The 13,107-nt window shown below is 69.1% G+C and carries 13 protein-coding genes; 12 read left to right on the top strand and 1 reads right to left on the bottom strand.

Translation table 11 applies throughout. From position 1 onward, the window contains the following. Positions 1–4: 4 nt before the first annotated feature. The 8 genes from AB0M73_RS27870 (at position 5) to AB0M73_RS27835 (ending at position 10,129) form a co-directional block, all read left to right on the top strand. Positions 5–1,711: a dipeptide/oligopeptide/nickel ABC transporter permease/ATP-binding protein gene (locus AB0M73_RS27870; protein WP_363896194.1), complete on the top strand. Its 1,707-nt coding sequence runs from the start codon at positions 5–7 to the stop codon at positions 1,709–1,711. Next, positions 1,708–2,556 (top strand): ATP-binding cassette domain-containing protein, encoded by an 849-nt coding sequence (locus AB0M73_RS27865; protein WP_363896191.1) that lies wholly within the window; start codon positions 1,708–1,710, stop codon positions 2,554–2,556. Before AB0M73_RS27870 ends, AB0M73_RS27865 begins: the two co-directional genes overlap by 4 nt. A gap of 433 nt (positions 2,557–2,989) precedes the next feature. Continuing rightward, positions 2,990–4,042, top strand: a complete 1,053-nt coding sequence (locus AB0M73_RS27860) for a rhamnogalacturonan acetylesterase (protein WP_363896188.1) — start codon at positions 2,990–2,992, stop codon at positions 4,040–4,042. A gap of 57 nt (positions 4,043–4,099) precedes the next feature. Continuing rightward, positions 4,100–5,083, top strand: coding sequence for a GDSL-type esterase/lipase family protein (locus tag AB0M73_RS27855; RefSeq protein WP_363896185.1), 984 nt, complete (start codon positions 4,100–4,102; stop codon positions 5,081–5,083). A 38-nt stretch (positions 5,084–5,121) separates the two neighbouring features. After that, a complete protein-coding gene (locus AB0M73_RS27850) occupies positions 5,122–7,353 on the top strand; it encodes a glycoside hydrolase family 2 TIM barrel-domain containing protein (protein WP_363896182.1) in 2,232 nt (743 codons plus the stop codon). Between the two features lie 13 nt (positions 7,354–7,366). Then, entirely contained in the window at positions 7,367–8,692 is a 1,326-nt protein-coding gene (locus AB0M73_RS27845; protein WP_363896179.1) for a right-handed parallel beta-helix repeat-containing protein, read from the top strand. Positions 8,693–8,710: 18 nt separating this feature from the next. Continuing rightward, positions 8,711–9,925, top strand: a complete 1,215-nt coding sequence (locus AB0M73_RS27840; RefSeq protein ID WP_363896177.1) for an SGNH/GDSL hydrolase family protein — start codon at positions 8,711–8,713, stop codon at positions 9,923–9,925. 66 nt (positions 9,926–9,991) lie between these two features. Then, entirely contained in the window at positions 9,992–10,129 is a 138-nt protein-coding gene (locus AB0M73_RS27835) for a hypothetical protein (protein ID WP_363896174.1), read from the top strand. Between the two features lie 572 nt (positions 10,130–10,701). Here AB0M73_RS27835 and AB0M73_RS27830 read toward each other — a convergent pair. Continuing rightward, complete coding sequence (locus AB0M73_RS27830) at positions 10,702–10,836, bottom strand: hypothetical protein (RefSeq protein ID WP_363896171.1); 135 nt, start codon at positions 10,834–10,836, stop codon at positions 10,702–10,704. 165 nt (positions 10,837–11,001) lie between these two features. Here AB0M73_RS27830 and AB0M73_RS27825 point away from each other — a divergent pair, with 165 nt between their 5' ends. The 4 genes from AB0M73_RS27825 to AB0M73_RS27810 all read left to right on the top strand — a co-directional run bounded on the left by AB0M73_RS27825 (position 11,002) and on the right by AB0M73_RS27810 (position 12,971). Beyond that, a complete protein-coding gene (locus AB0M73_RS27825) occupies positions 11,002–11,412 on the top strand; it encodes a hypothetical protein (RefSeq protein WP_363896168.1) in 411 nt (136 codons plus the stop codon). Continuing rightward, complete coding sequence (locus AB0M73_RS27820; protein ID WP_363896165.1) at positions 11,385–11,696, top strand: DeoR family transcriptional regulator; 312 nt, start codon at positions 11,385–11,387, stop codon at positions 11,694–11,696. The genes AB0M73_RS27825 and AB0M73_RS27820 overlap by 28 nt, the downstream gene beginning before the upstream one ends. 199 nt (positions 11,697–11,895) lie before the next feature. Next, the gene (locus AB0M73_RS27815; RefSeq protein WP_363896162.1) at positions 11,896–12,243 is read left to right on the top strand and encodes a peptidase inhibitor family I36 protein; all 348 of its coding nucleotides are present in this window, start codon (positions 11,896–11,898) and stop codon (positions 12,241–12,243) included. Between the two features lie 32 nt (positions 12,244–12,275). Then, the gene (locus tag AB0M73_RS27810; RefSeq protein ID WP_363896159.1) at positions 12,276–12,971 is read left to right on the top strand and encodes a hypothetical protein; all 696 of its coding nucleotides are present in this window, start codon (positions 12,276–12,278) and stop codon (positions 12,969–12,971) included. Positions 12,972–13,107 lie beyond the last annotated feature (136 nt).

Raw genomic sequence — 13,107 nt, 5'->3', positions numbered from 1 at the left:
TGCCGTGAACCTGCTGCTCCCCCGCTGGTCCGCCAAGCTCGGTGTCGGTTTGGGCCTGGTGCTGGCGATCGCGCTGTTCGGACTCCTCGCCCCGCTGTTCGCCGGCGACCCCGACGCCATCCGCGACATCGGCATGACCCCGCCCGGTGGCGGACATCTGCTCGGCACGACACAGACGGGCCAGGACGTGTTCGCCCAGCTGGCCGCCGCCACCCGCGGCTCGCTGCAGATCGGCCTGTTGGTCGGGCTGATGGCCACGCTGCTGTCCGGCGCCTTCGGCATCGTCGGCGGCTACATGGGCCGCGTCGTCGACGAACTGATCTCCTTGTTCACCAACGTGATGCTGGTGATCCCGGGCCTGCCGCTGGTGATCGTGATCGCCGGTTTCGTGCCGCCCGAACAGCGTGGCTCGTGGACGATCGCCATCGTGCTCGCGGTCACCGGCTGGGCGGCGTCGGCCCGCGTGCTGCGGGCGCAGACGCTCTCGCTGCGCAACCGGGACTACGTGGCGGCGGCCAAGGTCGCCGACGAGAAGACCTGGCGGATCGTCGTCGTGGAGATCCTGCCGAACCTGGCGCCGTTGCTGGCCTCGCAGTTCGTGTTCTCGGTGCTGCTGGCGATCCTGAGCGAGGCGGGCCTGTCCTTCGTCGGACTGGGCTCGTCGAACGCCTCGACACTGGGCACGATGCTGTACTACGCGCAGAACGGCTTCGCGCTGCAACGCGGCGCGTGGTGGTGGTTCGTGCCGCCCGGGCTGCTGATCGCGCTGTTCGGGTGCGGTCTGTCGCTGATCAACTTCAGCATCGACGAGATCATCAATCCCCGGCTGCGCTCGGCCGCGGCCCGATCCGGCGCCACCAGGATCGAGCCCGACGCGCCGGCGGTGCGCCCAGCCCCGGACGCCGTCCTGACCGTGCGGGACCTGACCGTGGTCTACGGCACGCACGCGGCCGCCGTCCGCAACGTCTCCATGACGCTGCGCCGCGGCGAGATCCTCGGCCTGGCCGGCGAATCCGGCTGCGGCAAGACGACACTGGCCTACGCGATCAACCGCCTGCACCGCCCGCCGGCCGAAGTCACCTCCGGGTCGGTGCTGTTCCACGACCGCGACGGCACGGCCCTCGACGTGCTGCGGCTGTCACCGGAGCAGCTGCGAGCGTTCCGCTGGACCAAGCTGTCCATGGTGTTCCAGGGCGCGATGAACTCGCTGAATCCAGTGACCCCGGTCGGCCGCCAGCTCGACGACGTGCTGCGCACCCACCGCCCGCGGTTGCGCCGCGACGAACGCCGCGGCCGCTGCGTCGAGGTGCTGCGTCTGGTCGGCATCGACCCCGAGCGACTCGGCTCGTACGCGCACGAGCTGTCCGGCGGCATGCGCCAGCGGGTGATGATCGCGATGGCGCTGCTGCTCGACCCACAGGTGATGATCATGGACGAGCCGACGACAGCCCTGGACGTCGTGGTGCAGCGGGAGATCCTGCGCCAGCTCCTGCGGTTCCGCGACGAGTTGGGCTTCGCGGTCCTGCTGATCACCCACGACCTGCCGCTGCTGCTGGAGATCAGCGACCACATCGCGGTGATGCGAGACGGTGAGATCGTCGAGTACGGCGCCGCCGACGACATCCGCACGGCCGCACAGCACCCGTACAGCCAGCAGCTGCTGCGTTCGTTTCCCAGCCTCACCGAATCGGCGGTCGGAGGAGTGCAGTGACCACGATGCACGTACGCAACCTGGTCAAGGACTTCACCGTCCGGTCGGGGCTGCGGCGCGGCACGCTGCGCGCGGTCGACGACGTGTCGTTCACCCTCAGCGCCGGCCGGACACTGGGCCTGGTCGGCGAGTCCGGGTCGGGCAAGTCCACGGTGGCCCGGCTGATCGCCCGCCTCGACCGGCCGACGTCGGGCACGATCAGCCTCAGCGACGACCGCCCGGACCGGTCGTACCGGGACCTGGTGCAGATGGTGTTCCAGGACCCGTTCGCCTCGCTCAACCCGATGCACACCGTCGGCCACCACCTGGCCCGACCGCTGCTGCTGCACGGCCAGGCCCAGCGCGGCCGGGACGTCCAGCAGAAGGTGGCGGAGCTGCTGGATCGGGTGAGCCTGCGGCCGGCGGCGGAGTTCGCGCGGCGGCGGCCGCACGAGCTGTCCGGGGGCCAGCGGCAGCGGGTCGCGATCGCCCGCGCGCTGGCCCCTGGGGCCGAGGTGGTCGTCGCCGACGAGCCGGTGTCGATGCTGGATGTGTCGATCCGTCTCGGCGTGCTGAACCTGTTGTCCCGACTGCGAACCGAGGAGAACCTGGCGGTTCTCTACATCACTCACGACCTGGCGACCGCCCGGCACTTCTCGGACGACATCATCGTGATGTACCGGGGCAGGGTCGTCGAGCGTGGCCCCGCCGACCAGGTGATCCTCACCCCGCGGCACCCGTACACGCGGCTGCTCGCCGCCTCGGTGCCCGATCCGGACGCCCGAGGCCGCGAGTTGCCGGCGGCCACGGAGATCACCGGGAGCTCGACCCGTGCCTACGACCACTACGCAGGCGCCTGGCAGTGATCAGGGCAGCCAGGGAGCAGTCCGCATGAGCTTGGGAAAGCGCTTACCGCCATATGGCGCACTGCGTTTCTCGCCGGTGTCTCCGCTCGACCATCGCAATGGGACACGGCGGTCGCCACGATCTCCTGAAATTTTCATCGGCCAAAACGGGCCGGACACCCGTCGTCGATCGTGCCGGCGGCAGCCCGAAACCGGTTCCTACCGGCAAGAACGGCGATAACCGCACGAGCGACCGACAGTCGGTGGGCTCGCTGTTCCAGAACCGGGGAACGTCAGCTTTTGAAACGTTTTTGGCGACGAAGCGGGCCGGCAGTAACCTCCTCCGAGCGGCCCTGCCTCACGTGATTGATCAAGTGCCCTTGCGCGACAACAACTTCACCGACTGCGCCGCGACCACGCGCCTCCGCACGGACAGGCACGACAGGAGAAGCCCATGTCCCTCATGCGTCAAGTGATCCTCATGACCGGCGTGACCGCGGCAGTGCTGGTTCCCACGCCGATCGCGACTGCCGCACCTCACGCCCTGCCCGCGCAGTGCTCGGGGACCGCACCGATCAAGTGCCACTTCGATGTGTCGCCGGGCAACTACGACGTCACCGTGGGCCTCGGCAGCGCCACCAAGGCGGCCAACACGTCGATGTCGGTCGAGGCACGCAGGCAGATCCTGACCGCCGTCTCGACCGCCACGGGCCAGGTCGTCCCGACCACCGTCACGGTCAACGTGCGCAGTCCGGAGGGGCAGCCCACCGGCCAGGGCGGCACCGGAACACCGGGGTTGGACATCACTTTCGCGGGCAGCTCCCCGGCGATCAGCTCCCTGACGGTGACCAAGGCCAACTCACCGCTGGTGGCCTACCTGGCCGGCGACTCGACCGTCTGCGACCAGCCGGTGGCCCCTTACACGGGCTGGGGCCAGATCCTGCCCACGGACGTGCGCAACGGCGCCGTGATCGCCAACTACGCCGACTCCGGCGAGAGCTCCGGCAGCTTCCTGGCCAACAAGGCGCTGTTTCCCACGCTCAAGGCATTGATCAAGCCCAAGGACCTGGTGTTCATCCAGTTCGGGCACAACGACAAGGACACATCGGAAAGCGCTTTCCACAACAACCTGGCCGCGATGGTCAACGGTGTGCGGGAGCGCGGCGGCATCCCGGTGCTGGTGACGCCGCCGGTACGGCGGCTGTTCAACGGCACCACGCTCACGCCGACCGCCTTGCACGTCAACACCAAGGGCGTCGACCTGCCCGCGGTGATCCGCGCGCTCGGCAAGAGCGCGAACGTGCCGGTGGTCGACCTGACCGCCAAGAGCAAGAACCTCGTGCAGGGCCTGGGCCCGGCCGGCTCGCAGAAGATCTATCTCAGCAAGGCCAGCGACGGCGTCAGCGACAACACGCACTTCTCGCTGTACGGCGCGACGCAGATGGCCAATCTCGTCGTGCAGGGCATTCGCGAGCTGAACCTGCCGCTGGTCGGCTACCTGCGCTGACCGTTCACACTGGACAGAGACGAGAAGGCCATGCCCCTCAGCACAAGGTCGCGAGCAGTGGCCGTCGTCGTGGCGGTCGTGGCCGCGGTGACCACCGCGGTGCAGCCGGCCTCGGCCGCCACCGGTGACGGCTCGCCCACCGACTCCAACATCCGGTACTTCGGACGCTGGGACACCCGGTCGCCGAGCACGTACGCGTCCGAATGGGCCGGCGCGTACGCGGTGCTCGGCTTCACCGGCACCACGGTGCAACTGCGCCAGCGCAACAGCGTCGACCTGTACACCAGCATCGACAACGGCGGCTGGGTGACGCACCCGAACGTTCACGGAACCGTGAACCTGACCCCGACCCGGCTGCCGTCCGGCACGCACACGCTGCGTGTGGCCTACCGCCAGGACGCCGGCTCCTATCACGGCGACGGGGTGTTCCAGGGCGTGACCCTGGACTCCGGCGCGCATACCGTGGCGCCGAGCGTGCCGTCCCGGATCATCGAGTTCGTCGGCGACTCGATCACGGCCGGCTACCGGTCGTCCAAGGAGGCGCTGACCGCATACGGCTGGCTGACCGCGGAGAAGCTCGGCGCCGCGCACACCGAGATCGCCCGCCCCAGTGTCTGCCTCTCCCCGTCCTCCGGATGCATCGGCATGCGCGACCGGTACTTCAAGACGGGAGTGGACACCAGCACACCGGACTGGGACTTCTCCCGCTACCAGGCCGGCGACGTGGTGATCAACCTCGGCACCAACGACGTCGGGCACGGCGTCTCCGGCTCCCAGTTCCAGGCCGCGTACACCACGCTGCTGGCCCGGATCCGTGCGAAGTACCCGAACGCCACCCTCTACGCGATGGAGACCTTCCACAAGTTGTACGTCAACGAGACCAAGGCCGCGGTCGCCGCCCGCATCAAGGCCGGCGACGGCAAGGTCCGGTTCATCGACACCGAAGGCTGGATCACCGCCTCCGACACCGCGGACGGCACGCATCCCACCGACGGCGGACACCAGAAGATCGCCGCCCGGCTCGCACAGATCATCGGGTGAGCCGCCCGCCGTCACGAACCCCTGGAGAAGGGAGTGCCATGCGTAGGTTCGCCATCAGCCGGCGGTTGGCCGTCGCCGCCGCGAGCATCGTGGCGGTGGCGCTGGCCCCGAGCACGGTGGAAGCGGTCACGCCGGCCGCCACGCACGTCGCCGGCGCCACCTCCGCGGACGCCGCCAACCGGTTCCGCACGGTCACCGACTTCGACCCCGGCTGGCTGTTCCACTACGGCGACGCGAGCGGCGCCGGCGGCGGCGCCTATCCCGACGGCAGCTGGCGCACCCTCAGCGTTCCGCACGACTGGAGCATCGAAGGCCCGAACCCACCGTCCGACCCGTTCTCCCAGTCGGCCCCGAGCACCGGCCGCGGCGGTTACGCGCCGTCGGGAATCGGCTGGTACCGCAAGCACTTCTCGCTGTCCGGGGTGCCCAGCACCCGCAAGGTGTACATCGAGTTCGACGGCGTGATGGCCAACGCGAGCGTGTACGTGAACGGCGCGCTCATCGGCACCCATCCCGACGGCTACACCAGCTTCCGCTACGACATCACGGCAGCGGCGAAGTTCGGCGGCGCCGACAACGTCATCGCCGTCAAGACCGACACCAGCCCGCAACCGGCGTCCCGGTACTACACCGGCGCCGGGATCTACCGCGACGTCCGTCTCATCGCGACGGATCCGGTGCACGTCGACCAGTGGGCCACCTACGTCACGACACCGAACCTCACCACGGTCCACGCGCAGACCACCGTGGTCAACAGCGGCAACGCGACAGCGAACGTGAGCGTGCAGGGGGTGCTCACCGATCCGGACGGCATGACACTGTCCCCGGTCACCACCGCCGCGAAGACCATCGCCACCGGCGCCTCGGCGACCTTCGGCTATGACGTGCCGGTGAGCAGCCCCAAGCTCTGGAACCTGGCTACGCCGAACCTGTACTCGTTGGCCACCGACGTGATCGCCGGCGGCTCGGCGGTCGACGACGACATCACCCCGGTCGGCATCCGCAGCCTGACGTTCAGCGCCTCGGACGGGATGAAGCTGAACGGCAAGAGCGTGAAGTTCCAAGGCGTCGCGCTGCACCAGGACTACCACGCGCTCGGCATGGCGGCCCCGCAGCGGGCCATGCAACGGCGGCTGGCCGAGCTCAAGGCGTTGGGCGTGAACGCGATCCGGACCGCGCACGACCCGCCGAGTCCAGCCTTCCTGGAGCTCACAGATCGGATGGGTTTCCTGGTGCTGGACGAGTTCTTCGACGTCTGGACCCAGCACAAGTACTCCGACGTCGGCGACTACGCGACGTACTTCAACCGCACCGCGTCCTCGCCCACCGGCGCCCCACCAGTACCTGCCGCGACCGGCTCGGCGCCGTGGTACCAGGTCGACGCCACCAGCATCGTCGCCCGCGACCGCAACCACCCCAGTGTGGCGATGTGGAGCGCCGGCAACGAGATCCGCGACTCGCTGTCGACCCGCACGCCGCTGCTGACCAGGATGGTGTCCATCTCGCACGCGCTGGACCCGAGTCGCCCGGTCACCCAGGCCCTGTTCCGACCGGCCGACAGCGGCGACGTCACCGGCGCCACCCGCACCACCCTCGACGTCTTCGGCGGCAACTACCGGCCCGACGACGTCATCAAGGCCATGAAGGCGTCGCCCGCGCGGCCCGGGCTGTTCACCGAGATGGGCACCGACACGTCGGCGTGGACGACGGTGAAGAACAACCCGGGCGTCACGGGCCTGTTCGTCTGGACCGGCGCGGCCTACCTCGGCGAGGCCGACAAGTTGTGGCCGAACGTCGAGAGCGGTTTCGGCCTGATGGACGCGGTCGGCACGGTGCGGCCGATCGGGTACTCCTGGCAGAGCACATGGGGTGCGCCCCGGACTTCTCCGCCGCCGACCGGCACCACGGCCGCCAAGGTGCTGCTCGCTCCGGACGAGACCACGGTGTCCACGGACGTCAACGACGTCTCGTACGTGAAGGCGACCGTCGCGGACGCCTCCGGCCGAGTCGTGACCAGTTCGTCCACGCCGATCACCTACAGCATCAGCGGACCGGGCGTGATCGTGGCGGTCGACAGCGGCAGCCCGGTCCAGGAGAGCTTCCGCGGCACCGTTCGCAAGGCTTACCAGGGCGTGGCATACGCGCTGGTACGGGCGACCGGCCCGGGCGTCATCACGGTGACCGCGAGCGCCGGCGGGCTGACGTCGGGCAAGACCACTCTGACCGGCGCCATCACGCCTTTCGTGCCCTGCTCGGGCAGCTGCGACTGAGGGAGAAGTGAGCATGAAACGTTCTTTGGTGATCTCCGCGGTGACCGCGATCGCAGTCACCGTCCTCGGCAGTGCGGCGGCCGTGGGCAGTCCAGCTGCCGGCCGGACCTACTACGTCGCCCCCGCCGGCAGCGACAGCGCGGCGGGAACCCCGGCCGCCCCCTGGGCCTCGATCGCCCACGCCCAGTCCGTCGTCCAGCCGGGCGACACGGTGTACTTCCGCGGCGGCACCTACGGCTACTCGCACGCGAACAGCGGCTGCAAGAGCCAGACCGACCGGGTGGACGCGATCACGCTGAGCCGCAGCGGCAGCTCGGGCAACCTGATCACCTACGCCGCCTACCCCGGCGAGCGGCCGGTGTTCGACTTCTCCAAGGTCAAGGACAACTGCCGCATCAAGGGCTTCGACGTCACCGGCAACTGGATCCACCTCAAGGGGCTGGAAGTCCAGGGCGTGCCCCAGAACAACAACCTCAACCACGAGTCGTGGGGCATCTGGATCTCGGGCAGCGACAACGTGTTCGAGCTGATCAACGCCCACAACAACATGGGTCCCGGCCTGTTCATCCAGGACGGCGGCGACAACCTCGTGCTCAACTGCGACTCGCACGACAACTACGACCCGCACACCTCCAACGGGGCCGGCCAGAGCGCCGACGGCTTCGGCGCGCACATCTCGGCCAACCACCCGGGCAACGTGTTCCGCGGCGACCGCGCCTGGTGGAACTCCGACGACGGCTTCGACCTCATCAACGCCTTCTCCTCGGTGACCATCGAGAACTCCTGGACCTGGCGCAACGGCTACCTGCCCGAGTCGACCACGCCCGCGCCGGCCGGCAACGGGAACGGCTTCAAGGCGGGCGGCTACGGCGGCGTCTACGTCTCGAACGGCGCCAAGCACACGGTCCGCGACTCGGTGGCGTTCGACAACAAGGTCTCGGGCTTCTACGCCAACCACCACACGATCGCCAACGACTACTTCAACAACACCGCCTACGGCAACCACCCGGACTTCAACATGCTCGGGATCAACTCCAGCGGCAAGGCGGTCGGTCTGGGCAACCTGCGCAACAACATCGCCTACACCGGCACCCTGCTGTCGAACATGTCCGGCACGAACGCCTCCTACAACTCCTGGAACCTGGGCGTGTCCCTGTCGGACTCGCAGTTCCGCAGCGTGTCGACGTCCGGCTGGGACGGGCCGCGCCAGGCCGACGGCAGCCTGCCCGTGCTGCCCAACCTCCGCCTCGCCGCGAACAGCTCCCTGATCGACAAGGGCGCCAACGTCGGCCTGCCGTACAACGGGAAGGCGCCGGACCTCGGCGCCTTCGAGTTCTGACACCGGAGGACGAAGGACGTGAACAGAACACTTGCGGCACTGCTGGCAGCGGCCGGCCTCGCGCTGGCGGCGCCCGGCACCGCGACGGCCGCCACCGCCTGGGTCGCCGGCTGGTCCGTCAGCCCGGTCGTGGGATCCACCATCCCCGGCAACACCTGCCCGGCCGGTGCCGGGCTCACCAACCAGACCGTGCGCAACGTCGTGTTCCTCAGCGCCGGCGGCGACCACGTGCGGGTACGGCTGACCAACACCTTCGGCACCAGGCCACTGACTGTCGACCACGCCTCGGTCGCGGTGCAGGGCAACGGCGCCACCCCGGCCGCCGGCACCCTGCGGGAGCTGACCTTCCAGGGCCGGCGTGCGGTGACCGTGCCGGCGGGCGCGCAGGAGTACAGCGACCCGGTGTCGTTGCGGGTCGCGGCGCTGTCCACGCTGCTGGTCAGCGCACACGTGGCCGGCCCGACCGGGCCGCTGACCAACCACCCGTTCACCGCCCAGGGCAACTATCTGGCCGGCGGGGACGCAACCCTCGCCGCGGACAGCGGCCGGTTCGGGACCACCCCGTGCTGGATGCTGGCCGACGGGGTGGACGTGGCGCCGGCGGCCGCGGTGACGGGCACGGTCGTGGCCTTCGGCGACTCGATCACCGACACCGCCAACACGACCGGCAACGCCAACCACCGCTGGCCGGACTTCCTGGCCCGGCGGCTGGCCGCGCAGCCCGGCAGGACCCTGTCGGTGGCCAACGCGGGCCTGGGCGGCAACCGCGTCATCGCCGACCGGCCCGGCCAGCCGTACTACGGGGTCGCCGGTGTGACCCGGTTCCAGCGCGACGCGCTGGGCGTCACCGGCGTGCGGACCGTGGTGCTCCTGGAGGGCGTCAACGACATCGGCTACGACGCCACCGCCACCGCCATCATCGGCGGCTACCGCCAGATGATCGCCGCCGCGCACGCCCGTGGCGTCCGAATCGTCGGCGCGACCCTCACCCCGTTCGGTGGGTCGGCCATCGACACCCCGGCGCGCCGCCAGACCTGGCAGCAGCTCAACGACTGGATCCGGCACAGCGGCATGTTCGACGGAGTGGTCGACTTCGACGCCGCCACCGCGGACCCCGCCGACTCGTTCCGTCTGCGCCCCGCCTACGACTCCGGCGATCACCTGCATCCCGGCGACGCCGGCACCCAGGCGATGGCCAACGCAGTCGACCTGGCCACGCTGCTCCGCAACTGACGCGCCACGACATGGGCACCGGGAACTTCACCCACACAAGCACCGATTCACACAGGCATGAGCTCTATGGCCAGGTTCGGCACGCGCGCGGCCGTGCTCCTCGTCGACGGCCTCCTCGTCACCGCGGGGACGACAGGCGCCCAGTCCGCCGCGGCCACGGCGTCCGGCGTCACCGCGACCGTGAACGCCGACGGCAGCTACTAGATCCACACCGAGCAGCCCGCGGACTGGACCTTCAACGGATCCGTCGGCCACGCGCTGACCAGCAGGGAGCAGCACCACCGGGCGCGACGCCGTCGGCGAGTTCCAGCAGGCTACCTTCGGCTACACCGACGGCGTGCCGCGCAGTGGGAGCATCCGGGTGTACCAGAACGTGCCGGTGCCTGGTCGACTCGCGGCTGGCCAGCGCGCTCGGTGAGTGGCCGTGGACCGACGTGTTCATGAGCACCGAGACCACCAACCTGCTGCGCAGCGTCCGCGCGGACGGTGTGATCGTCAAGCCGGACGTGCCGATCGTGCCCGTGGACTCGGTGTACGGCGACGGCGCAGGGTGGCACCCCGCCGATGGTCGCCGCGACGCACACCGACCACGACGGGCTGCGCGACGGGTACTTCTTCGCCTACGCCCGCAACGGCGGTTTCCAGCCGATCAGCTTCCGCCCCGACGACCAGGGGATCGCCGGACCGTCCTATGTGTACAACTACCTCACCGGAGCCGGCAAACTCGTGCCGGCCGCCGGCACGTACACCGACACCGTCAACGCCGACAGCTCGTACTACGTGGTCGCGCCGGTCGGCTCGTCCGGCATCGCGTTGCTCGGTGACGCGGGCAAGTTCGTGTCGCTGGGCAGCAAGCGAATCTCCCGGCTGTCCGACGACGGAACCGTGCACACCAGGGTCACGTTTGCCACCAACGAAAAGTCGGTGACGCCGCATGGCTATGCGCCGAAGGCACCGAGGGCGACGGCGACCGACGGCACGGTCGGCGCGGTGCACTACGACACGACGACTCACCTGTTCACGGCGACCGTCACGCCGGGTTCCGATCACAACGCCGCGCCGGCAGCACCTGGAGTGTGCCGTGGGCCCGGGGCCAGGTCGCCAAGAACGTTGCCTTCGCGCTGGCCATCGCCGACGGCACACCGTCGCCAGTGCAGTCGTGGCCGCTCCGCGTACTGGCCGCACGGCAGTCTACAGTGGACCGGTCACGTCGTCAGCTCCGAAAGCCGATGGCACATGGAATCCACCTCACCGCCGGCCGGTCCGACAACGCCTACGTGGTCATGTCCTTCGGCCGGATCGTGGACGCCACCAAGGCCAGCGGCTGGACCGACTGGACCCAGGTGGTCGGCCCCGACCGGCTGGGCGCTTTCGGCGAGGTCGACGTGGACACCTCGCGGGCACGCGGCGAAAGCGTGATGTCCTTGCTGTACCAGCGGGCATCGAACGGACCACACCGGTGCGCGCTCGGGGAACCCTGCTGTTGAGCGACCTCGTCGACAATCCAGGCGTCGCGCCGATAACCGTGCGCCACGACGTCGACGCCCTGACCGACCGCGGGTTGGTGGTGCGGGTGCACAGTGGAATCCGGCTCCCCCACCACGGCATCGCGCAAGGCGCCCGCTCGAGTTTCGGCAGGGTCACCAGGTTCGGCAAGGTGCTTGTCCTCACAGCGTCGGCGGTGATTCATCGAACGGCCACATGTCGGCCTTGTTCGGTTCGATTCGTTTCGACTCCCACCGAAAAGTGTGATGTACGCAAGGACAGGTGATGCGCGCGAAAAGTACCTGAGGCATGCTTGCGACCTCGGCACCCCATCGCGAACGGCCCTACGCTCGCCCCGCACCAGAACATCTCCTCGGATCGGGGTACAAATGAGACGTACTGTCGCGACCTTAATCGCACTCGTCGCCGGTCTCGCGATATGCACGCCCGCGACAGCCAGTGCCGCGCCCGCCACCCACTGCACCTTGCGGCTGGAAACCGGCGTGGTGACCTGTGGCGCGCGGTTGGCCGCCGTGACGAACAACGACGTGATCATCGGTCGAGTCTTCGACGACCAGAACTACGGCGGTTCCTCGTTCACCATCACCGGATCGCACCCGTGCAAGGACGGCAACGGACGCGACTTCGGCGTCCAGCTCGCCAAGTACGGCTGGGCGAACCGGATCTCCTCGTTGCAGGCTTGGGGCAACTGCTGGCTCAACCTGTACTCCGGTCCGAACTACAACGGTGACCACGACGGCGAGTTCAAGGCCGACACCCCGTACGTCGGCCCGCTGATGGACAAGCGGACGCAGTCCATCGGATTCGACTAATCCCTTTACCCAGAAGGAACGGTCCCACCGCCATGCGCATCCGATCCGCACTGACCTTCGTCGTGGCCGCTGTCGCCGCCCTCGGCGTCATCACGCCCACCGTGCCCGCCGCACACGCCGACTCGATGCCCACCGTCCGTGAACTGCTGGACAAGTGCGACAACGGCACGGACTCCTGCGTCTTCCACCCGTCGTCGCGCACGGAGTTCGGTGGCGCACGCCACCAGGTCGGCCGCAACGCCAACAACTGCAGCACCGTCAATCAGAACGAGTCGATCGCGTGGTCCGACACCACCGGCGGCTCCAACAGCATCGGTATCACGATCACCGCGGAGTACAAGTTCGGCGAGGAGTTTTCGGTCGCGGTGTCGGCCACCTACGAGCACACCTGGACCTGGTCGCACACCGTCACCCGCACCGACACCTTGACCACGCCACCGTGGAGCGTCGGCCAGATTTTCCACGCCCCGCAGATGCAGAGGGTGACCGGCACCTACGAACTGCACTTCGGCAAGAAGTTCTACGGCCACTACTACTGGTACGTCAACAACTTCTCGGCCACCGGCCCGGTGGACACCGACGATGCGGTCACCTTCTTCACCCGCGCCATGACCAGGGACGAACGTAACCGCTGCCCGAAGTCGGTGTCGACCGCCAAGGAGTTCGTCAGCACTGAGAGCACGCCCGCACAGCCCGCTCTCGTCGCCTCGGTCCGTCCCGGCGACTGACCCACCCGTTCAAGGCGAAGGCCGGCGCGGTGGGCCGGCGACCGCGCCGCTGACGAGGGCCTGAAGATGTGCCACCGGCGACAATTGCCCGGCGCCGCCCCGGGGGTCGTGGGCGGCGCCGGCCGCGGCGGTCGTG

Source organism: Kutzneria sp. NPDC051319 (assembly GCF_040682195.1).
GTDB lineage: Bacteria > Actinomycetota > Actinomycetes > Mycobacteriales > Pseudonocardiaceae > Kutzneria.
This window is presented reverse-complemented; position numbering and strand designations above follow the sequence as displayed.

Coding starts and splice junctions, on each gene's coding strand:
- AB0M73_RS27835 (WP_363896174.1), top strand. CDS start 9,992: ATGGCCAGGTTCGGCACGCGCGCGGCCGTGCTCCTCGTCGACGGCCTC.
- AB0M73_RS27810 (WP_363896159.1), top strand. CDS start 12,276: ATGCGCATCCGATCCGCACTGACCTTCGTCGTGGCCGCTGTCGCCGCC.
- AB0M73_RS27845 (WP_363896179.1), top strand. CDS start 7,367: ATGAAACGTTCTTTGGTGATCTCCGCGGTGACCGCGATCGCAGTCACC.
- AB0M73_RS27850 (WP_363896182.1), top strand. CDS start 5,122: ATGCGTAGGTTCGCCATCAGCCGGCGGTTGGCCGTCGCCGCCGCGAGC.
- AB0M73_RS27860 (WP_363896188.1), top strand. CDS start 2,990: ATGTCCCTCATGCGTCAAGTGATCCTCATGACCGGCGTGACCGCGGCA.